19 protein-coding genes are annotated in these 21519 nt (G+C 64.8%); 11 read left to right on the top strand and 8 right to left on the bottom strand.

The annotated features are described in order from the left end of the window. Positions 1-11: 11 nt before the first annotated feature. Complete coding sequence (chrA, locus tag PHLH3_RS17060; RefSeq protein ID WP_213625058.1) at positions 12-1394, top strand: chromate efflux transporter; 1383 nt, start codon at positions 12-14, stop codon at positions 1392-1394. 239 nt (positions 1395-1633) lie between these two features. Continuing rightward, positions 1634-4204, top strand: coding sequence for an EAL domain-containing protein (locus PHLH3_RS17065; protein ID WP_213625059.1), 2571 nt, complete (start codon positions 1634-1636; stop codon positions 4202-4204). Between the two features lie 27 nt (positions 4205-4231). Here PHLH3_RS17065 and PHLH3_RS17070 read toward each other — a convergent pair whose 3' ends face one another. Further along, a complete protein-coding gene (locus PHLH3_RS17070) occupies positions 4232-5050 on the bottom strand; it encodes a helix-turn-helix transcriptional regulator (RefSeq protein ID WP_213625060.1) in 819 nt (272 codons plus the stop codon). Positions 5051-5130: 80 nt separating this feature from the next. Here PHLH3_RS17070 and PHLH3_RS17075 point away from each other — a divergent pair, with 80 nt between their 5' ends. From PHLH3_RS17075 to PHLH3_RS17085, 3 genes are read left to right on the top strand one after another with little or no spacing between them, the layout of a single operon-like run. Further along, positions 5131-5376 (top strand): helix-turn-helix transcriptional regulator, encoded by a 246-nt coding sequence (locus tag PHLH3_RS17075; RefSeq protein ID WP_213625061.1) that lies wholly within the window; start codon positions 5131-5133, stop codon positions 5374-5376. A 19-nt stretch (positions 5377-5395) separates the two neighbouring features. Next, positions 5396-5665: a helix-turn-helix transcriptional regulator gene (locus PHLH3_RS17080; protein WP_213625062.1), complete on the top strand. Its 270-nt coding sequence runs from the start codon at positions 5396-5398 to the stop codon at positions 5663-5665. Positions 5666-5705: 40 nt separating this feature from the next. After that, on the top strand, positions 5706-6185 hold the full coding sequence (locus PHLH3_RS17085) for a hypothetical protein (RefSeq protein WP_213625063.1): 480 nt from the start codon (positions 5706-5708) through the stop codon (positions 6183-6185). 52 nt (positions 6186-6237) lie between these two features. Here the strand turns inward: PHLH3_RS17085 and PHLH3_RS17090 are convergent, their stop codons facing one another. Next, complete coding sequence (locus PHLH3_RS17090; protein ID WP_213625064.1) at positions 6238-6987, bottom strand: glucose 1-dehydrogenase; 750 nt, start codon at positions 6985-6987, stop codon at positions 6238-6240. A gap of 182 nt (positions 6988-7169) precedes the next feature. On the opposite strand from PHLH3_RS17090, the gene PHLH3_RS17095 reads away from it, so the two are divergent. Continuing rightward, complete coding sequence (locus PHLH3_RS17095; RefSeq protein WP_213625065.1) at positions 7170-8075, top strand: LysR family transcriptional regulator; 906 nt, start codon at positions 7170-7172, stop codon at positions 8073-8075. Positions 8076-8209: 134 nt separating this feature from the next. On the opposite strand, the gene PHLH3_RS17100 is transcribed toward PHLH3_RS17095, so the two are convergent. Together PHLH3_RS17100 and PHLH3_RS17105 are read right to left on the bottom strand one after the other, a co-directional pair. Then, positions 8210-8728: a helix-turn-helix transcriptional regulator gene (locus PHLH3_RS17100; protein WP_213625066.1), complete on the bottom strand. Its 519-nt coding sequence runs from the start codon at positions 8726-8728 to the stop codon at positions 8210-8212. A gap of 109 nt (positions 8729-8837) precedes the next feature. Continuing rightward, positions 8838-9524 (bottom strand): hydrolase, encoded by a 687-nt coding sequence (locus tag PHLH3_RS17105; protein ID WP_111260280.1) that lies wholly within the window; start codon positions 9522-9524, stop codon positions 8838-8840. Between the two features lie 273 nt (positions 9525-9797). On the opposite strand from PHLH3_RS17105, the gene PHLH3_RS17110 reads away from it, so the two are divergent. Beyond that, positions 9798-10268 carry a Rid family hydrolase gene (locus PHLH3_RS17110; RefSeq protein WP_213625067.1) on the top strand — a complete coding sequence of 157 codons (471 nt, stop codon included), beginning with the start codon at positions 9798-9800 and terminating at the stop codon, positions 10266-10268. 10 nt (positions 10269-10278) lie between these two features. Here PHLH3_RS17110 and PHLH3_RS17115 read toward each other — a convergent pair whose 3' ends face one another. Then, positions 10279-11253 carry a LysR family transcriptional regulator gene (locus PHLH3_RS17115; RefSeq protein WP_244862898.1) on the bottom strand — a complete coding sequence of 325 codons (975 nt, stop codon included), beginning with the start codon at positions 11251-11253 and terminating at the stop codon, positions 10279-10281. A gap of 205 nt (positions 11254-11458) precedes the next feature. Continuing rightward, positions 11459-12244, bottom strand: a complete 786-nt coding sequence (locus PHLH3_RS17120; RefSeq protein ID WP_213625068.1) for an MBL fold metallo-hydrolase — start codon at positions 12242-12244, stop codon at positions 11459-11461. A 91-nt stretch (positions 12245-12335) separates the two neighbouring features. Here PHLH3_RS17120 and PHLH3_RS17125 point away from each other — a divergent pair, with 91 nt between their 5' ends. Then, entirely contained in the window at positions 12336-13301 is a 966-nt protein-coding gene (locus tag PHLH3_RS17125; protein ID WP_244862899.1) for a helix-turn-helix domain-containing protein, read from the top strand. A 140-nt stretch (positions 13302-13441) separates the two neighbouring features. Here PHLH3_RS17125 and PHLH3_RS17130 read toward each other — a convergent pair whose 3' ends face one another. After that, a complete protein-coding gene (locus PHLH3_RS17130; RefSeq protein ID WP_213625069.1) occupies positions 13442-14662 on the bottom strand; it encodes an HD-GYP domain-containing protein in 1221 nt (406 codons plus the stop codon). A 437-nt stretch (positions 14663-15099) separates the two neighbouring features. Between PHLH3_RS17130 and PHLH3_RS17135 the strand changes: the two genes are divergently transcribed. Continuing rightward, positions 15100-16416: a PAS domain-containing methyl-accepting chemotaxis protein gene (locus PHLH3_RS17135; RefSeq protein ID WP_213625070.1), complete on the top strand. Its 1317-nt coding sequence runs from the start codon at positions 15100-15102 to the stop codon at positions 16414-16416. 107 nt (positions 16417-16523) lie between these two features. On the opposite strand, the gene PHLH3_RS17140 is transcribed toward PHLH3_RS17135, so the two are convergent. Then, positions 16524-17414, bottom strand: a complete 891-nt coding sequence (locus PHLH3_RS17140; RefSeq protein ID WP_213625071.1) for a LysR family transcriptional regulator — start codon at positions 17412-17414, stop codon at positions 16524-16526. Between the two features lie 103 nt (positions 17415-17517). Between PHLH3_RS17140 and PHLH3_RS17145 the strand changes: the two genes are divergently transcribed. Continuing rightward, a complete protein-coding gene (locus PHLH3_RS17145; RefSeq protein WP_213625072.1) occupies positions 17518-19044 on the top strand; it encodes an NADH-quinone oxidoreductase subunit L in 1527 nt (508 codons plus the stop codon). Beyond that, positions 19041-21488: a DUF2309 domain-containing protein gene (locus PHLH3_RS17150; RefSeq protein ID WP_213625073.1), complete on the top strand. Its 2448-nt coding sequence runs from the start codon at positions 19041-19043 to the stop codon at positions 21486-21488. The genes PHLH3_RS17145 and PHLH3_RS17150 overlap by 4 nt, the downstream gene beginning before the upstream one ends. The last annotated feature ends 31 nt before the right edge of the window (positions 21489-21519 follow it).

Genomic DNA, 21519 nt, shown 5'->3' on the forward strand with positions numbered 1-21519 from the left:
CGAGAGCGCCAATGGATGAGACCACCCTGCCACCGGCAGTACAGGATCTACCCCGCACCGAGCCCGTCAGCCTGCTCCAGGCCTTCCTGTTCTGGCTCAAGCTCGGTTTCATCAGCTTCGGTGGCCCCGCCGGGCAGATTTCGATCATGCACCAGGAGCTGGTGGAGCGCCGGCGGTGGATCTCCGAGGGCCGCTTCCTGCATGCCTTGAACTACTGCATGGTGCTGCCCGGCCCGGAAGCCCAGCAGTTGGCGACCTACATCGGCTGGCTGATGCACCGCACCTGGGGCGGTGTGATCGCGGGGTCGCTCTTCGTGCTGCCCTCGCTGTTCATCCTGATCGCGCTCTCGTGGGTCTACATCGCCTTCGGCGACGTTCCGGTGGTGGCCGGGCTGTTCTACGGGATCAAGCCCGCCGTCACCGCGATCGTGGTCCAGGCCGCTCACCGCATCGGCTCCCGCGCACTGAAGAACAACTGGCTGTGGGCGATAGCAGCCGCCTCGTTCGTGGCGATATTCGCCCTCAGCCTGCCGTTCCCGCTGATCGTGCTGGGGGCCGCCGTCATCGGCTACTTCGGTGGGCGCCTCGCCCCGGGGATCTTCAGCGTCGGCGGTGGCCACGGAGCGGCCCGGCAGTCCAGCGGGCCGGCGCTGATCGATGACGACACCCCCACGCCGCAGCATGCGCGCTTCCGCTGGTCACGCCTGGCCTCGCTGGCGGCGACAGGTGCGGCGCTGTGGGTGTTGCCCATGGGGCTGCTGACTGCGCTGTTCGGCTGGGACGGCACGCTGACGCAAATGGGCTGGTTCTTCACCAAGGCGGCGCTGCTGACCTTTGGCGGCGCCTATGCCGTGCTGCCCTATGTCTACCAGGGCGCGGTCGGCCATTACGGCTGGCTCACCCCCACGCAGATGATCGATGGCCTGGCCCTGGGTGAAACGACGCCAGGCCCCCTGATAATGGTGGTGGCGTTCGTCGGCTTCGTGGGGGGCTACGTGCAGCAGGTGTTCGGCGCCGAGCATGCCTTCCTCGCCGGTGCGGTCGCCGCCAGCCTGGTCACCTGGTTCACCTTCCTGCCCTCCTTCCTGTTCATTCTCGCGGGTGGGCCCCTGGTGGAATCGACTCACAACGAGCTGAAGTTCACGGCGCCCCTCACGGCCATCACGGCCGCCGTGGTCGGGGTGATCCTCAACCTGGCGCTGTTCTTCGGTTATCACGTGCTGTGGCCGCAGGGTTTCGCGGGGCATTTCGACTGGCCCTCGGCGCTGATCGCGCTGGCCGCCGCCGTCGCCCTGTTCCATTTCAAGCGCGGCGTCATCCAGGTGCTGCTGGCCTGTGCGCTGGTCGGATTGACGGTGTATCTGCTGCAAGGATCGCCAGCATCGGCCGCCTGACCGGCCCTGGCAGAGGCGAGGCGTAATCATGCGCATCCCGTGCCGCCGGGGCCGCACCGGTACGGTTTCGCCGCGCAATCCCTGCAACTTTCCGCCCCGCGCCGGTCTGTTGTTCATCCGTTACCGCATGGCGCCCCGGGCTGTCTTGCGCAGACTCCCCAGCATTTTCTCCGCGCTCACATAAACTGAAATGGCCTGGGCCGCGCCGTGCCGCGTGGCTCTCCAGCAGTGAGGACTTGATGACAGACGTAAACCCGCGCACGGACAGGCCATCACCCAACCGCTCCAGCGTGGCGTTGACGCGGGCGTCTCTCTTGAAGTTCTTCGGGCTGCTCACCAGCGCCTTCCTGCTCGCTGCCTATCTGCTCATCTACCTGGCGCATGACCTGGACAAGACCGAGGAGATAGAGAGCGCGTTCTACACCGAGAAGGCCATTCAATCGCTGGAGAAGTCGCTGCGTTCGACACTCCGGGACTACGCGTTCTGGGGGGATGCCTATCGCAACCTGCACCAGCAGGTGAACTCCGAATGGGCTTATGCCCGGCAGAACCTGGGGCCGACCCTGTACGACGACTTCGGGCTGCAAGGGGTGTTCGTCGTGGATGGCGCCGGTCACACCCTGTACTCCGTGATCAATGGCCGGCTGCAACACACGGACGCCTCGCTTTGGTTCAAGCGCTCCCTGGAGCCGCTCCTCGACCAGGCCCGCCTTGGAGCGGAGTCGGAAACCCCCGTCACGGCATTCGTGGATATCGACGGGCAGCCTGCCGTGGTCGCGGCGGCAGCCATCACGCCGGGATCGGACCCGTCCATACGGCCGGATACCGGGCCGTCCTCGGTATTGATCTTCGTCCGCATCCTGGACCCGGCGTCCCTGGAGCAACTGGGCAAGGAATACGGCGTCGAGGGGCTGCGCCGAGCGACTCCCGCTGACCTCAACGACAAGACGATTCTCGCCCTGGGCGAACAGGGGGCTGCCAGCAGCCTCCACTGGGAACCGGAAAAACCCGGCCGGCGCCTGCTGGCGCTGGGCTTCCCGCTGCTGGGCGTCATCGCGTTGCTGGTGTGCCTGATGGCCTGGGCGTTGTTGCGCCGGACCACGGTCGGCGCCATGGCGCTGGATGCGAGCTATGCCTCCCTGCAGCGCAGCCAGGACGCCCTGGCGATTAGCGAGGCGCGCTTTCGCGACATCGTGGAAACCAGCTCCGACTGGGTATGGGAAATCGACGGCCAGGGGCGCTTCACCTTCCTTTCCGAGCGCTTCGAGGCGGTCACCGGGCTGGACCGGGATGCCTGGATCGGCCAACCGATCGACGAGCTGCTGTCTCCCGAGAGCGGCACCCTGTCCCAGTGGCTGAGCCGCACCGGCCTCCCTGCCGACAACAGCATCCTCTGCCGCTTCATCGGCTGCGGCGGCCAGGAGCGGGTCACCCGCATTTCGGCACGAGCCATCGATGACCGGGGCTTTCGCGGCACCGCGACCGATGTGACCGGGGAGATCGAAGCGCGGCGCAGAATCGAGTTCCTGTCCCGCCATGACGCGCTCACGGGGCTCGCCAACCGTGCGCGGCTCAGGGAGTTCCTCGACGGCAAGCTGAAAGCCAGGCCGACGCGCGAGCAGCCGCTGGTGCTGCTTTTCGTCGGGCTGGACCGCTTCAAGTCGGTCAACGACCTGCTCGGCCACGCGGCGGGGGACCAGGTGCTCAACGAGATTTCGGATCGCCTGGCCGACTGCGTCCGGCACAAGGACCTGGTCGCCAGGATCGGGGGCGACGAATTCGTCCTGCTGCTCTCGCATATCGGTTCGCAGGCCAACGTCGAAGCCCTGTGCCAGCGCGTGCTCGACTCCATCAAGCGGCCCATCAGCATCAACCAGCAGCCCACCTACGTGAGCGCCAGCATCGGCATCGCCATGGCGCCCAACGATGCGGCCGAGGCCAGCGAGCTGCTGCGCTATGCGGACATCGCCCTGTACGAAGCCAAGGCGGCGGGCCGTGGCACCTGGCGGTTCTACTCGGGCGAGATGAACGCCAGGATCATCGAGCGCCGGCGCCTGGAAACCGACCTGCGCAACGCCATCACGCAGGGAGAGCTGAGGCTGCACTTCCAACCGCGCTACCGCCTCGCCGACGGGCAGATGAAGGGGGCGGAGGCTCTGGTCCGCTGGCAGCACCCCGAGCTCGGGCTGGTCCCGCCGAGCACCTTCATCCCCATTGCGGAGCAGACCGGGCTGATCATCGCCTTGAGTGACTGGGTGATCGCCACCGCCTGCCACCAGGCAGCGCAATGGCCGGCCCACCTGTTCCTGTCACTGAACCTCTCGCCCCTCGAATTCAAGGGCGACGGCCTCGCCGAACGGATCGGCAAGGCGCTCGCCGACTCGGGCATCGGCCCCTCCCGGCTCGAACTGGAAATCACCGAAAGCGTCATGCTCGACGATGCCGGAGGAGCGCTGGAGCTGATGCACAGGCTCAAGGGACTCGGCGTGCGCCTGGCGATGGACGACTTCGGAACGGGGTATTCGTCCCTGAGCTACCTGCGCAGCTTCCCCTTCGATGGCCTGAAGATCGACCGGAGCTTCCTCAACCGCACGCACGTCAGCGAGGAGGACAAGGCGATCATCCGGGCGATCGTGGAGCTGGGGCACGCCTTGTCGCTGACCGTGACCGCGGAGGGGATCGAGACCGCCGAGCATCTCGACATGCTCAAGGCGATGTCATGCGAGGAAGGCCAGGGCTATTTCCTCAGCAGGCCGCTGGACATCGATGGTTTCAATGCGTTGCTGGGCAAGGCGACCGCGAAGGAGTGAGCAACCCACGCTGCCTCTGGGAGGCGATCACCTGCGCACACGCCTCGGCCGGCTGAACATCCGCGCGCCCATCAGCTCGCGCACGAACAGCCCGAACAGCTCCGCCTGGGTGCCGATCTCCAGCTTGTCGTAGAGGTTGCGCCGGTGGACCTTCACCGTGCCCCGGGTGATGCGCAGCTGCTGGGCGATCTCGCTGCTGGAATAGCCCTGCAACAGCAGCTGCACCACCTTGCACTCGCGCGGCGTCAGCAGCTCCCGTGCAAACAGGCTGAACACCTCGCGCACATGGTCGCTGGGCTGCAGCGCATCCACCGGCGGCTGGCCCCGCGCCTCACAGGCTAGGCGCACCACCTCCTGCACCACCGGCGCCGCGATGCCCAGGAGCTCCAGCTCCTCCTCGCTGAACACCGCCCCGCCCTGCCCGCGCATCAACGACAACACCGCGCGGCAACCCGGCGCCGGCGTGGTGAAGAAGCCCAGCTCCTCGCTCAATGCCAGGCGGTGGTAGTAGAGCTGGAAGTAGTGGTTGTCCCGAAAGCTCCCCGGCGCCAGCGTGCGCATGCTGTAGAGGCCATCCGGCCGCTCGAAGGTGCAGGCGAGGAAGAACGGATCGAACAGGTACGCGCCGCCCCGGTAGTCGTCGATGAAGGTGGCCTGCAGCTCGGCGGGCAAGGTGTGGAACAGCGGCAAGGGCGCATCGCTGCCTTCGAAGAGGAACAGCGAGACGTGATCGACCGGGGCGGTGCGCTGCAGCCAGTCGGTCAGCGCCTGCAGCTGGGGTTGGCCCGGGGGTTGGGTGAGGATGGTGGTGATGTCCTGGGTCCATGTTTTCAGGTCGCTGTGCATTCCCGGCAGTCCTTTCTTCAAGACGTAATGGGTCATAAATACCGTGGCCCTATAGACATCCTAGCCAGCAGATTCTCGCCATGGCAAGAATCTCCGCAGATCACGATAAAGAAGGCAGTCTCCTGCGACTGGGCGAAGCCGTGCGCACTCGCAGGAAGACGCTCAACCTCTCACAAGAAGCGCTCGCCGATGCCGCCGGCATCGACCGCTCGCACATGGGCAAGATCGAACGTGGCGAACGCAACGTTACATTCCTGAACATCGTCCGAATCGCCGGTGCGATGGACTGCAATCCTTCCGACCTGCTCGTCGAGGCGGGTCTCTGAACAAGGCTGTACAGCAGGCATGGAACTCAAGCTCGCACTTGGGCAAGCCATCAGGAACCTGAGGGTCAGCAAGAAGCTTTCACAGGAAACGATAGGCGCTAGCCAGGCCTACATCAGCGATCTGGAGCGCGGTATCAAGAGCCCCTCGGTGATCAAGCTGGTTGAGTTTGCCGAGAACATGGGCGTGCATCCGCTGACGATCCTCGCCAAGAGCCATCTGCTGGCAAATCCCGAGCTGAGCATTGAAGAGTTGCTTGAGCGAGTGCGCAGGGAGCTTGAGGAAGGATGAAAGCCCGCCCCTGGCGAGCCTGGCAGCGATAAGGATCGTTATGCGGCACAGCCCCGAATCCACCCCACCACGCCGACAGCCCACGCACCGACTTGCCCATCGCCTGAAAATCCCGATCGCAGCGCTGCTGCTTCTCACCGCCCTTCCCGCCCTGTGCGGCCCGGAGCCCTCCTTCACCGGGCACTGGTACCTGGACCTGCGCACAGCGGAACAGAAAGAAGCAAAGGCCGAATGCGGCGGCACAGGCTTCGACCTGGTCCAACAGGGCAACGCCATAACCGGCACCCACTACTTCGCCACGGTCGACTGCGGTCGGGTCAATGAAGGTGGGGAAGTCAAAGGCGTGGCTGCGGGACCGGAAGCCATTCTTCATGTCACCAGCGGCAGGAATGGAGCGGTCACAAGAGGCAGGGCCGCCCTTAAAGACAGAGTCGTTTTCACTGCCCTGAACCTCCTCTTATGGCCGACTGTGGCCGACGAGCAGCAACAGTCGCCCCACAGCAATCAGTGGCATCTTTGAACGGCCAGCCCTTGCCATCAAAGCAGGTAGCCCGCTATCCCAGATCCAGCGATCAGACCTGGGCCATCCCGCCGTCGACAAAGAGCTCGATGCCGTTGATGAAACTCGCCGACTCGGAGGCGAGGAAGGCCACCGCCTTGCCGATCTCCCCGGGCTCGCCCAACCGGCCCAGCGGTACCTGGCTGGCCAGGGCATCGAACAGGCCTTGGCGCGCTTCATCGGGCACCAGTTCGCCAAGGCCGGGAGTACGGACCGGGCCGGGGCTGACGACGTTGACTCTGATGCCGCGGTCCTTCAGGTCCAGCGCCCAGGAGCGGGCGAAGTTGCGGACGGCGGCCTTGCTGGCGCTGTACACACTGAAATTGGCGGTGCCCTGGATCGAGGTGGTGGATGAGGTCAGGATCACCGACGCACCATCAGTCAGCAGCGGTAGCGCCTTCTGCACGGTAAATAGGACGCCGCGCACATTCGTGCCGAAGATGCGATCGAAGTGTTCCTCGGTGATGGCGCCCAACGGCAGCATGTCTCCGCCGCCGGCATTGGCGAAGAGGATGTCCAGTCGGCCAGCGGTTCTGGCGATCTGCGCATAGACCGCGTCCAGGTCGTCGAGCACCGAGGCGTCGGCGCGGATCGCCGTGGCGGACGGGCCGATGGCCTCGACAGCTGCGTCCAGTTCGGCCTGGCGGCGCCCGGTGATGAACACCCGTGCGCCTTGTGAGGCGAGTTCCTGTGCGGCGCCGAGGCCGATGCCGCTGCTGCCTCCGGTAACCAGGGCTACTTTTCCGGTAAATGGCTTGTTCATGGTTATCTCCGATCAAGGGTCGATTTCAGGTCTGGATGCACTGCCTCTGGCCCGCTACCGGCGCGGTATTCAGGCGAGGCATGGCGCTACTCTAGAGATCGTCGATTGATGGAAAAAGCGGATGCAATGGAATGACTATCCATAGCCATGGATAATCCATGCACCCCCATCGAGGATTTTTCATGGACCAGCTCCAGGCCATCCGTGCCTTTGCCCGCGTGGTAGAAGCCGGCAACTTCACCCGTGCCGCCGACTCGCTGAACATGCCCAACGCCACCCTGAGCAAACTGGTGCAGGAACTGGAAGCGCACCTGGGCGTGCGCCTGCTGCAGCGCACCACGCGGCGTGTCACGGTGACACCGGAGGGCCAGGATTACTACGGCAAGGCCACCCGTGTATTGCGAGACCTGGAAGACATCGACTCCTCCTTCAACATCGCCCGCAGCAAGCCACGTGGCCACCTTCGCATCGACGTCGGAGGCTCCACCGCACGGGACGTATTGGTGCCGCTGCTGCCTGACTTTCTGGCGCGCTATCCGGATATCCGCATCGACCTTGGAGTGTCCGATCGTTCGGTCGACCTGATTGGCGACAATGTCGACTGCGTGATCCGCGGCGGTGCGCTGGATTCCTCGTCGCTGGTGGCGCGCGGCCTTGGCCAGGCGACCATGGTCACCTGCGCTTCACCCGAGTACCTCCGCCATAACGGTGTCCCTGCCTACCCGGAGGAACTGCGCAATGGCCACCGGCTGGTGAGCTATTTGTCACCACAGAATGGTCGGGCGGTGCCCTTGCGCTTCGAACGCGACGGGGAACGTCACGAGCTGACACTCGAACACCGTATCGGCATCAACGAAAGCAACGCACACCTGGCCGCTTGCGTGACGGGCCTCGGCATCATTCAGACCTTCACCTACGCAGCGGGCGCCGCCCTTCGCGATGGCTCTCTGGTGGAGATTCTCGAAGACTGGCGCCCTGCCCCCTATCCATTCCACGTGGCGTACCCACAGAACCGCTACGTTACCCACCGTCTCCGGGTGTTCATCGATTGGCTCGTGGAGCGCATTCCGGAAAAGATCGCTGGCTGAGCGACTGAAAGTGTTCACCGCCCCATTGCTCCCGGCCGGCTGCAGCCCTTACCGGGCGGTGGTTGCCAGTCCGCTATCGGCCGATGCCTGCTTTCCACAGGCGCCCGCTACCGCTGCTCGCTCGAAATCGAACCTCACGCAACCTGAAGCGATGACTGCTGGCTGCGCTGCCAGCGCTTGGGGGAGATGCCGGTCAGCTTGCGAAATGTCCGGGTGAAATGGGACTGGTCGGAGAATCCGCACTCGAAGGCGACTTCGCACATGGACATCGAGCCTCCGGCGATCAGGAGCTGGGCACGTTCGATACGTGACTTGAGCGTCCACTCCTGCGGCGACATGCCGGTGGTTTTCTTGAAGGCGCGGGAAAAATGACTTCTGGACATGGAGCATTGCGAGGCGACTTCGGCGATGGACAGCTTGTCCTGGCACGTGGACGCCAGGATCCGCTTGGCCTTGCGCTCCTGCCAGGGCGCCAGCGCGACCCTGTCCCGACTGTCCGCCACGTGATCCTCGTAGCGGACGACCAGGTGCTGGCAAAGACGCATGCCCAGTTGGTGCAGGGACTGGGGTTCAGGCCGCGCACTGTCTTGCAGCGCTGCCTGGAACGCCATGGCGAGTTGGTAGGTTTCCTGATCGAGCACGGCCATGTTCATGCTATCTCCTGGTAACGCGCGCAGCCGTGCCCACCACCGAGAGGGTATCGGCTTGCGTCTGAATCATTCGGTTGGAAGGGTCGCCCCCGAGAACCGGGGGCGCCCAGGCTTAGAGGGGAGCGGCAACCGGGGCCAGGGTCGGACCGTGCGCAACGCGCTCAGGCGCCTTGTGGACCATGGTGTAGGCGTAGTCGACGCCCATGCCGTATGCGCCGGAGTGTTCCTTGACCAGGTTCATGACGGCGTCGTAGGTGTCGCGATTCTTCCAGTCGCGCTGCCATTCCAGCAGCACCTGCTGCCAGGTCATGGGCACCACGCCAGCCTGGATCATGCGCTGCATGGCGTAGTCGTGGGCTTCCTTAGTGGTGCCGCCGGAAGCGTCGGCGACCATGTAGATCTCGTAGTCGGCATCGTGCATGGCCGAGAGTGCGAAGGTGGTGTTGCACACCTCGGTCCAGAGGCCGGCGACGATGATTTTCTTGCGCCCGTTCTTCTTCAAGGCATCACGGACCTTCTGGTCGTCCCAGGAATTCATCGAGGTGCGCTCGAGCAGCGGCGCATCGGGAAACACCGCGAGCAGCTCGGGGTAGGTATGGCCGGAGAAGCTCTCGGTCTCCACCGTGGTGATGGTGGTGGGGACGTCGAAGATCTTCGCAGCCTTGGCCAGGGCCACCGTGTTGTTCTTCAGGGTTTGCCGGTCGATGCTCTGGACACCGAAGGCCATCTGGGGCTGGTGGTCGATGAAGATCAGTTGGCTGTTCTGGGGCGTCAGGACTTCGGTTTTCGGATTGTTCATTGTCGTTACCTGTCGATGGTGTGGAGGGTCTTGGTGAGGTTTTCGGCGGCTGCATTGGCGTCGTGATCACCTGGGGATCCAGGAGGCTTTCGGAGCGGCTGCGGCCTGAACACGAATCCAAGTTAGCCGATCGACCGGCACTTCGCTTGTGCATTTTTGCGCTTTTGCTGGCGCAAAAATGCGCCATCGAGTGCGCGTTGGCGCTGCTAGCATCCGCCCTCCACCCACCGAACCGACGCAATCCAGGCGTCCGATCCGAGCAAGGAGAATGCAATGGCAGCTTCACGACCCGATGGCCAGAAAACCGCGTACTGGGGTGTCCCCTGGGAAGAGGGATATGGCTACCCCCAGGCGCGGCAGGTGGGGAACGAGGTCTATGTATCCGGCCAGTTCAACCACGATGAAGACGGCAACCTGGTTGCCCCTGCACCGCTGGATAGCAAGGGCAAGCCCCGTGATTTCTCCGCGATGGGAGAACAGATGCGCACTGCCTATGCCAACATCGCCAAGCTGCTCGCCCTCTATGGCGCCACGCTTGAGGACGTAGTCGAAGAGACGCTGTACGTACTGGACATGGACGCGGCATTCGCCGTGGTGGGCAGTGTTCGCAAGGCTGCCTATGGCACCGAACGCCCGCAGTGCGCGAGCAATATCATTGGCGTGTCCCGGTTGGCGCAGCGCCCGCAACTGGTCGAAATCGCTTGCAAGGCCGTTATCGGCGCGCAGGCCGATCAAGCGAGATAACCGACCGGAACTACTCTGCCGGGTGAGCGAGTTGCCCCTCGATGAGGGGCTTCTGGTTCGCCACTGCGGCGGCGCAGAAGGTCATGAACGCCTTGACTCGCCAGGACTTCCGGATGTCCTGGTGGGTGAGCAGCCAGAGTTCGTCATTGAGCTCGGGCACCACGGGGCCGACGCGCCTCAACCCCGGCGTGATATCGCCCAGCATGCAGGGCAGGAACCCCAGGCCGAGCCCCGCCGCGATCGCCGCACTCGCTGCGGCGACGGAGTCGGTGCGGTAGGAGATGCAGTGCGCATCCACTCGGTTGTCGACGTAGCTGGTGGCCTTCAGGCCGCTAAGGCCACCGGAATACGACACCCATGACTGGCCTTCGGCGAAAAGCGCAGGGGCAGGCGCGTTTCTGAGGGTGCCGTACGGTGCCCAGGCGATCGTCGCGAGTTTGCGCCCCACCAGGCTTTCCGAGGGTTTCTTGGTCGCTCTCACTGCGATGTCCGACTCGTCCCGGGCCAGGCTCAGCGTTTGGTTACCCACTAGGACCTCGATCGTTATCCCTTCGTTGACCGCCCTGAAGTCCGCAATGATCGGGGTGAGGAAGTACAGGAGCAACGAGTCGCTGGTGGTGATCCGCAGCTTGCCCAGGAGCCCGTGCTCCGCGCGTGATATGCGCCGGGCGACGCTGACGATATCGAGCTCGACGCGTTCGGCCAGGGCTCGCAATTCGGCACCTTCCGTGGTGAGCATGTAACCCGAGCGGCGGTGATCGAACAGAGCAATCCCCAGTGTTTTCTCGAGCTGGGCCACCCGGCGTGAGACGGTGGATACGTTGATCCCGAGCTTCTTGGCGGTGACGGCGCGATTGCCGCATTCGCTGAGCGTCTTGATGATCCGAAGATCGTCCCACGAAAGCTGGTTTACAGCTTCGCTCAGGTCCCATTTGGCACTGCCCTGCGTACCCTGCCCCGATGAAACGCCTCTAGGTGATTTCACGCCAAACCTTCCAGATCTCGTGTGCGCGCATCATACGAAAAGGGTTATGGGAGAACCATCGTGAGGCTGCCGCGGTACCGCTGGCCGTCATAAGCGCCCTCTGCCCTAAACCGTTGCATCGAGGTCCCCCTGTTCGGTTCACGCCTTCGCGCTGAATGGCAGGCCTACGAGCATCGCGTCCAGGACATCGACCAGAGCCAGACACTTAACCAGGTGCTCCGAAATGCAGTACCTGACCATCCACAGGTATCAACAGCCGATGGGCAACACCGGCAGCGATCGCCGCACGCGTCAGCTCCCGGCGCGTAACGGGGCAATGGTTGATCGCTTCCAGATGGTTCGCGATGACAGTCCCCCTGCCAAGACGCGTGAAGTCGAGCACATCGTCCAGCCCCATGATGATGTCGCCACCCACGTCGAAGCGCGCCCCACCGGCAGGCACCACGCTCACCTGCGGCTGATGCCGCTGCACGAAGTCACGTACGCCAGGGGTCAGAATCGTATCGCCTGCCAGGTAAAGGCTGGGCTCGCCGGGCAGCTCAATCAGATAGCCGACGCCGTGCTCCATCAACCGTCCAACCAGGCCCTCACCATGCGTGCAGCGCACCGTGCGGATCACGCCTTCCAGGAAGGGCTTTGGCTCCTCATGGCCATCCGGCAGGGGCTGCACGTTCAAGCCCACCCTTGCCAGGTAGGCCGCATCATGCAATGTGCATATGACCGGGACCTGCCGCTCTCTCAACCAACGCGAGCCGGCCCTGTCCAGGTGATCGAAATGGCCCTTCTGGCAATGGGTGATCAGGCAATGAGTCACCGATTCCAGAACCTCCGAAGTCCCCTCCGGCAAATCGACAATCGGGTTCCTCTGCCGCCCCGCGAAAACGCGCAGGGAAGGCAGCGCGCCCTTAGGTGCCAGCATGGGATCGACCAGGACACGATAGTCGCCCAGTTCGAGAATGATCGTAGCGTTACGGATCTGTCTGATTTTCATCACGAACCCTCCTCAAGGTGTGGGCTCATGGTGCCGGGCTCATGCATCGCCCATAATGGCGGAACCTGACATAAACGATTCATTATCCGCCATGACCACTTTGCGAATCGGCCTCCTGCTCTTCCCCGGCTGTATGCCCGCTGGGCTTCTGGCCTTCGCCGACATGCTGCACGCCGCCAACCGGAGGATAGGACACGCGCTCTTCGAAACGCACTTGGTTGCCGAGCGAAGCGGACCGGTCGATTGCGCCCACGGCCTGCAGTTGACGGCCAGCTACGGTGTGTCAGAAATGGCACTGGACGCGGTCCTGATTCCTGGTTTCTGGGCGGAGTCGCCACAGCAGGTCGAGTCCAGCCTGGAGGGCAATGCCTCGCTGCTGGCTGGTCTGGCGAGACTTGGCAAGCGGTGCCGAGTTTGGAGCTACTGCACCGGAGTCTGCCTGGCGGCCGCCAGTGGACGCCTGGACGGGCAACCCGCCACGGCGACTTGGTGGCTGGCAGATGCGTTGCTGCAGCGCTACCCCAGGGTGCGGTGGCAGTACGAGCAGAACTGCGTCTTCACAGAACACACGGGTACCGCCAGTGGAGTCAACGGCTACTTGCCCCTGGCCCAGGCGCTGATCGAGCGACATGTCAATGCAACAGCCTTCGAGGACCTCAATCGGCTGATGGTGCTGCCGCGTCCAACCCGATCTCACGGTGCCTTCAAGACCCTGAGCCTCATCGAACAACCCAGCCAGCTGCTGCGCAGGCTGCATGCACTGGTGCAGGAGATGCCTGCCGAACGGATCACCATCCAGGCCCTGGCGCATGAGTTGGGAATGAGCGAGCGAACCCTGGCGCGCAAGGTCAGTGATGAAACAGGCACCGCAGTGGCCAGCCAAGCGCGCCGCATTAAGTTGAGCCAGGTAAGCGAGCGCCTGACACTGACCTCTGCCCTACTCAAGACCATCAGTGGCGAACTCGGCTTCAGCAGCGATTCGAATCTTCGAAGAATGTCCAAGGAGCTGACTGGCTTGACCCCAGCGCAATACCGGCAACGATTCGGTCGCGTCTAGCGCAGCAGGCGTCCAGGATGCGGCCCCCTAGCCTCGGGGTGCTCGTGAGGGTTGATGGTGCTCCGCATGGGTGACCCAATGGCAGCGGCCCCAAGACATCGGGCACGCCCCATGACCTGCCCCTATGGCAGCTCAACGCCTCAGAGATTCCCCGGAACCAGGAGCCCCTTGCATCGATACGCCCCGATATCGATGCCGAAGGCCCCGCTGCTATGCACTTCCCGCACTCGACAGGTCCTGCCGACAGCGACATCGGCGAGGTCCAGTATTCTTTCCTTGCACGGTTCTTTCTCAGCGTTGCGGACGATCAGAACCCTTGGCTTGAGCTTGTTGCCTGCGGCGCAGCCGATGATGATGCCAACCTCCCCGGTGCTTAGCTCGGCGATCTCCCCCGGGGGGTAGATGCCGACCATGCGTATGAAACACCCGACAATCGCTTCATCGAAGTGGCTGTTGGCCGCCTCGAGCAGGATGCGCAGTGTTTCCAGGCTGGATTTGCCCTTGCTGTAGACACGATCACTGTTGATGGCGTCGTAGCTGTCGGCCACCGCGACGATCTTGGCGAAGTAGGGAATCCTGGCGGCATCCAGTCCACGCGGGTAGCCTTTTCCGTCAATCCGCTCATGGTGCGAGTAGGCGACATCAACGGTCGCAGGGGTGATCTGCTGATTGCTCATCAGGAGCTTCCGTCCTTCGGACGCATGGCTCTGCATGATCCGCAGCTCTTCGGCAGTCAGCGCCCCGGGCTTGTTGAGTATTTCGTTCGGCACCTTCAACTTGCCCACGTCATGGAGCATGCCGCAAACACCGATCTGCTCCAGCTGGTAGGCCGGCATACCAAGTTCACGCCCCAATGCGATCGACAGGATGGAAACTCTCAGCGAATGCTCGGCCGTGTAATCGTCGCTGTTCTTGATACGCGCCAGCCACAGCATCGCTGCAGGATTTCGCAGAATACTTTCTACGCATTCCTTGATCACAGCCTTGACTGCGACGACATCCAACTCCGCCCCCAATTTCACTGCATTGAGGATACGTAACGACTCCTCACGCGCCGCATCCCAAACGGGCGACGCGCGCTCCAGTTCCTGGGAAAAGTCGACCTTGCCGATGGTGGGCAAGAGGGGAGTTGCAAGGTTCTCCGCGAGCTGCACATGTACACCCAGCGAACGCCGGGCGTCGACCCATACGTAATCGCAAACCTCCTGCAACAAGCGGATTTCCTGTTGCTGACGGATTCGAAACCCTTGAAATAGAAAATTGGTATCCGTCCAGGGGCGATCCAGCTCCGTCACATACATGCCAATAGCCAGCTGTGCGGCTTCGACTTTTATGCGGTCGTTCGTCGCGCTATCAGCCATGAGGGGCACTCCAAAGACTGCAATGAGCAATATCAATTAGCCATCAAACATGCCGCTCAGAGCCAATTATTTTTGGCTATGGCGCGACTTCACCAGATAAGTGTCAGCGAGGGGCACGGGACTTCATCGAGCCGAAAAAGCCCGAGACCCACGCAGAGGCACAGCAGGGAGCAGATGCTGGCGGCCAGCCAGGGCAGGCCATCCAGGACCGGATGCGAACCAGCAGCGGACCATGGCCAACCTGGACGACGCTAAGCGACGGGTAGCTTATGGGCCCACTGCAGCCACTCACAGGTTCCTCCGGCACTCATCGGCCCCCGACTGCCCGGGCTGCCTCCACGGCGCGAATTTCATCGCAGGCCTCACCCTTGATGGCCCTCGGACGATATTCTGCAAAGAATAGTCCTCCGCCCCTCAACCGCTGCATCGAGGTCCCCATGTTCGGTTCACACCTTCGCAATGAATTGCAGGCCTACAAGAATCGCTTCCAGAACATCGACCAGAAACTGGCGGCGATACGCAGCAGCATGGCGATGATCGATTTCACACCGGCCGGCGAGATCCTGGACGCGAACCAGGCGTTCCTGAACGTGGTGGGTTATCGCCTCGAGGAGGTGGTAGGCCAGCACCACCGGCTGTTCTGCCCCGCGAGCCTGGCGAACAGCCCGGAGTACCGGCAGTTCTGGAGCCGACTCTCGAAGGGCGAGAGCTTCAGCGACCGTTTCATGCGGCTGACCAAGGATGGCCGCGAGATCTGGCTCGAAGCCACCTATATGCCCGTCCACAACGGCGAGGGCCAGGTAGTGAGCGTCATCAAGATTGCAGCCGATATCACCCGGCAGATCCAGGCGGAGAACAAGCAGACCAGCATGCTCACCGCCCTCGACCGTTCGATGGCCGTGATCGAGTTCAACCTGAACGGGGAAGTGCTGGAAGCAAACGAAAACTTCCTGGCCACCATGGGTTATCGATCGGAAGAAATCCGTGGCAAGCACCACCGCATGTTTTGCGAGCCTGCCGAGGTCAACAGCGATGATTACCGCCGTTTCTGGCAGCGCTTGAATCAAGGCGAATACATCCACGAAGTCTTCAAGCGCGTCGCCAAGAATGGCCGTGTCGTATGGCTCAGAGCCACCTATAACCCGCTCTATGATGCGGCCGGCAAACTCTATGGGGTCGTCAAGTTCGCCAGCGACATCACCGCGCAGGTCGAGCGCCGGAACGCCGAGTCGGCCGCAGCGCAATTGGCCTATGAGATCGCCCAGAAAACCGACGGGAGCTCGGTGAAGGGCGCGGCCACGGTGGATGAGACCAGGCAGGTCGTTCGCGGCATTTCCGAGGAACTGGACCGGGTCTCCGAGCAGATCGGCGCACTCAACACCCAATCGGAGCGCATCGGCAGCATCGTCCAGGTCATCAGGGGCATCGCCGACCAGACCAACCTGCTCGCCCTCAATGCTGCGATCGAGGCTGCACGGGCAGGTGAACTCGGGCGAGGCTTTGCGGTGGTGGCGGACGAGGTTCGCAACCTGGCGTCGCGGACCAGCCAGGCGACCCTGGAAATCAACGAGGTCGTGCAGCTGAACCAGAACCTGACCCAGAGCGTCGTGGCGAGCATGCTGGGCAGCCAGGAAAAAGTGAGGAAAGGTGTCGCCCTCGCAGGAGAGGCCGGAGAGGTCATGCTGGAGATCCGCGCAGAGGCGCAACGGGTGGTGAGCGCGGTCGGCCAGCTACGAGAAACGGTTCAGAACTAGACCTGAGGCCCTGGCCCCGGACGACCGTCAGCTTGCGCTCGGCAGCGCCCCTCCTCCACCCAGATGCGCCCTCCCCCCGCAACTGCCCGCGCACGCAGCCCACGCCCTCATTTCACGTCGTGCGCCCTCGGCCCGCCGAACATCTCGTCGAGGATATTGAGGTTGAACTGGCGCTGCAGCGTGACGGCGTAGAACCGTTCGGCGATGTCGGGGACTTCGGCGTACAGCTCCAGCGCGCCGCTGCGCAGTTCGTCCTGCACCACCACGGCAGGCAGCAACGCGATATCGCCGGAGTCCCGCGCCAGCAGGCGCAGCATGGCCATGTCGTCGACCTCCGCGCAGATGTCCGGCTGCACGCCGTGGCTGTTGCAGTAGACCTCGAACTGGCTGCGCACATCGCTGCTGCGGCCGGGCACGATCAGGCGGGCCTGCTGCAGGTCGCGGCGCAGGTCGAAGGGGTGGGCATCCTCGCGCGGCGGGCCGATCAGGCATACGGCCTGGCGATCGAGCAGGCGGCACTGCCAGGTGCGCTGGCTATCGGCGCTGACCGCCTTGTTGGTCAGCACCACATCCAGCTTGTGCAGGGCCAGGCGCTCCAGCAGCTCATCCACGCTGCCTGACTCCAGCGTGATGCGCAGGCCTTCACGGCCGAGGAAGGGGCGCAGCAGGTTCTCCTGGAAGTTCCTCGACAAGGTGGCGACAGCGCCGATGCGCAGCGTCTGGCTGGCCTGCCGGGTGTTCTGCAGGGTGGTCTGCAGTTCGCTGCCGAGGGCGAAGATGGTGTCGGCATAGTCCAGCACCAGCTGCCCCGCCTCGGTGAGCCGCAGGCTGCGGCCGGAGCGAATGAACAGGACATGGCCGAGCTGGTCCTCCAGCACGCGGATCTGCGTGGACAGGGCTGATTGCGATACGTGCAGCGCGTCTGCGGCCCGGGTCAGGTTGCCTTCCTTGGCCACGGCCCAGAAGTAATGCAGGTGATGGAAATTCAGTCGGCGCATTTTTCGTTCTTCCAAAGTGAACGATCAGTTCTTATCAATCTATTTTTAATAGTTCAAGCACTCTCCGACACTGGCGCCATCCAGTGTTCGCGGAGCGTGCGCCATGCCCACCCTGTCTCTTTCCCTGGCCCAGCTGTTGCCCTGGGTCTACGCCCTGGCCCTGCTGCCGGCGGCCTGCATCGGCTCGCCACGCCGGCTCTGGTGGCCGGCCCGCACCGCCGGCTACCTGGGGCTGGCCGTCGTCGCTGCCGCCTGGCTGCAGGCCGCCCTGGACGGGCAGGACAACGACCGGCTCGGTCTTGCGATGGCCGGCCTGGTCGCCCTGCTGGCCATGGTGATCACCGACTACTCGCACCGCTACCTGGATGGCGAGCCGGGGCAGCGCCGTTATGTGCTGGCCTTGCTCGGCACCCTGGCCGCCGTGGCGACGGTGGTGACCAGCGCTGACCTGTTCCTGCTGGTCGGCGCCTGGATCCTGTCCAGCCTGTGCCTGCACCCCTTGCTCACCTTCTACCGCGACCGCCCCCAGGCCGTCGTGGTGGCCCACAAGAAATTCCTCGCCAGCCGGCTGGCCGATGTCTGCCTGCTGCTGGCCACGGTGCTGCTGGTGCGTGCGAGTGGTGACAGCCAGATCGCCGCCATCCTGGAAGTGGTCGACGCACGCCTGCAGGCCAGCGGCCAGCTCGGCTGGGATCTGCACCTCGCAGCCCTGCTGCTGGCCCTGGCGGTGATTCTCAAGTCCGCCCAGCTGCCGGTCCACGGCTGGCTGATCCAGGTGATGGAGGCGCCGACACCGGTCTCGGCGTTGCTGCATGCCGGGCTGGTCAACCTGGGGGGATTCCTGCTGCTGCGCTTCGCCCCGCTGCTGTCCGCTGCCACTCCGGCGCAAAGCCTCCTGGTGCTGGTCGGCGGTCTCACGGCGGTGATCGCCGCCCTGGTGATGATGACTCGCATCAGCATCAAGGTCCGCCTGGCCTGGTCGACCTGTGCGCAGATGGGGCTGATGCTCCTGGAATGCGGCCTTGGCCTGTACGAACTGGCCCTGGTGCACCTGCTGGCCCACTCGCTGTACAAGGCCCATGCCTTCCTGGCTGCCGGCGAGACCGTGGCCCAGGCCCGCCACCAGGCGCTGCACCCACAGGCGCCCGCGCCCGGGTTGGGCAGCCTGGTGCTCGCCCTGCTGCTGGCGGGCGCGGCGCTGGCCCTGCTGCACAGACTCTGGACGTGGGCGTTGCCCGGCTACGCGCTGCCGCTGGTGGCCCTGACGCTCCTGGCAATCGGCCTGGCGCCCTGGTGCCTGCGCCGAGGCCAGCTGGCATATGGATCGGCTATGTTCGCCCTGCTGCTGGGCGCGTACCTGGCCTGGCACCAGGCGGCCGGATGGATCCTCCACCAGCAGCTCGCCGAAGCGCCGGTGCCGCTGAGCGGGCTGGCCGTGCTGCTGTTCCTCGGCCTCTATCTACTGCAGGCCGTGATTCTCGCCCACCCCCACGGCGCCCTGGCGCGACGCCTCTACCCCCTGGCCTTCGCCGGCTTCTACCTGGACGAGCACTTCACCCGCCTGACCTTCCGCCTGTGGCCCGTGCGTCCGCCGCAGCACGCTCTTTCACCCCACGGAGACCGCCCATGACCGCGCTCGAACCCATCACCGGCCTCGAGCCGGACGCCCTGCACGAGGTCGCTCGCCAGGCCTGCAACCGGATCGCGCCAACCTGGCCACTGGATCGGATGATCGCCGTCAGCCCGCTATGGGAACGCCGCGACCAGGACTGGCAGACCGTCGCCAGGCAGCTCTGGCAGCGCGCCGGCATCCGCTTGACCCTTGGCGCCGCCGACTATCGCCAGGCGTGGCGGGACGGGGGGATCGCCACGCGCCATCTGCACCAGGCACTGGCCGAGCACGGCGCGGCGGGAACGACCGCACAGCTGCTGCAGGCACTGGACGCTGCCGAGGAGCCCAGTCCGGGATTGCCGCTTCTGGAGGACCTGACCGAGCCGGGCATCCCGCTGCCCGGCTGGCCCGTGCTGATCACCCAGCAGATCGGTCAATGCTGCGCCGCCTGGTTCGACCACGAGCAGGCGGACTGGCGTCCAGGCGAGGGCACCGGGCTCTACCAGGCCTGGCGCAGCAGCATGCTGGCAGATAAGGGCTTGAGCGTGCTAAGCGCGTGTCGCGACCTGCACCAGCGCATCGTCGAGCTGCCGGAACACCCCCAGGCAGCCCTGGAGATGGCGGTGCGGCGGCTCGGCTTGACGCCGGACGACTGGGCACCCTGGTTCGACTGCCTGCTGCTGCGTTCCCTGGGGTGGGCGTCCTGGTGCGCCTACCGCCGCTGGCAGGCCAATCTGCGGGGCGAAGACGACCAGACGATGCTCGAGCTGCTCGCCATCCGGGCGGCCTGGGAGTCGCTGGTGGATGACCGTCGGCGTGACGGTGACAGCCGCTGGCAGCGTTGGCGTTCGGCCTGGCAGGAGCACCTGCTGCAGCCGTCGTCGGCCACCTGGCAGGCGCTGCAGGTGTGGCAGCGGGCCGACGAGCTGGCGTGGCAGGAGCGACTGCAGCAGACACTGTGCCGCGCCACACCCGCCGAACGGCCGCAGCAATCGCTGGCCAAGCTGTTCTTCTGCATCGACGTACGCTCCGAACCGCTGCGACGCGCGCTCGAACACACCTGCCCGGAGCTGGAAACCGGCGGCTTCGCCGGCTTCTTCGGACTGCCGATCGCCTACACCCCGCTGGGTACCCAGGCCACGCGCCCGCAACTGCCAGGCCTGCTCGCCCCACAGCTGCAGGTCAGTGACGGCAGTGGCGACGCCATCCGGGACCGGCAACTGGCGCGGAAGCGCCGGGGTCGCCTGGCGCGCCAGGGACACTGGCGCCTGTTCGAGCGGCTGCCGGCATCAACCTTCACGCTGGTCGAGAGCCTGGGCCTGGGCTACGCCGGCGCGCTGCTGGGCCGGACCTACGGCCTGGCCGGCGGCGCAGCCCAGCCGGAGCGCAGCGCCTGGCGCCGCGTCGAATGGCAATGCCTGGAGCCACGCTTGCTGGAGGTGACGCTGCAACAGAAGGTCGAGCTGGCCGAGCGCATCCTCAAGGCCCTGGGCCTCGACGGTCCCGTGCCGCCGCTGCTGGTGCTGCTCGGCCACGGCAGCCAGAGCGCCAACAACCCCCAGGCGGCCGGGCTCGACTGCGGCGCATGCTGCGGCCAGAGCGGCGAGATCAACGCGCGCCTGCTGGCCACCCTGCTCAACGACACCGAGGTCCGGGAGGGCCTGCGCGAGCGCGGGCTCGACCTGCCGGCGCACTGCCATGTCCAGGCCGGTCTGCACAACACCACGACCGATGAGGTGCAGGTGTTCGGGGTCGAGACGCTTGCGCAGGCCCTGCAGCCCAGCTGGCTGCGCCTGCGCGCGGCGCTGGACAGCGCCGCCATGGAAGTACGCCGGCAACGGGCCATGAAACTGGGGCTGGCCCCGTTGCGCGAGCAGCCTGGCAAGCTGCTCGGACGGCTGCGCCGGCGCGCCCGCGACTGGGCGCAGACCCGCCCCGAGTGGGGCCTGGCCGGCAATGCCGCGTTCATCGCCGCACCCCGTTCGCGCACCCGTGGCGTGGACCTGCAGGGCCGCGCCTTCCTGCACGACTATGACTGGCGGCGGGACGAGGACGGCCGGATGCTGGAGCTGATCATGACCGCGCCCATGGTGGTGGCGCACTGGATCAACCTGCAGTACTTCACCTCGACCACCGACAACCTGCGACTGGGTAGCGGCAACAAGCTGCTGCACAACGTGGTCGGCGGGCAGATCGGCGTATTCGAGGGCAACGGCGGCGACCTGCGCATCGGCCTGGCCCGCCAGTCGCTGCACGATGGCCAGCGATGGATGCATCGTCCGCTGCGCCTGCACGTGGTGATCGAGGCGCCGCAGGGCATGATCGACCGGGTCATCGCGAACCATGCAGTGGTGCGCGACCTGGTGCAGCACGGCTGGCTGCACCTGCTGCGCATCGATGGCCAGCCCGCGTGCCTGGAGCGACGTACATCCGCAGGCTGGCAGGCGCTACCGATGGACTGAGCGACCCGCCACAGCCGCCGCCCGAACCTTC

Source organism: Pseudomonas sp. Pc102 (assembly GCF_018408275.1).
In the GTDB taxonomy this organism is placed as follows: Bacteria; Pseudomonadota; Gammaproteobacteria; order Pseudomonadales; family Pseudomonadaceae; genus Metapseudomonas; species Metapseudomonas tohonis.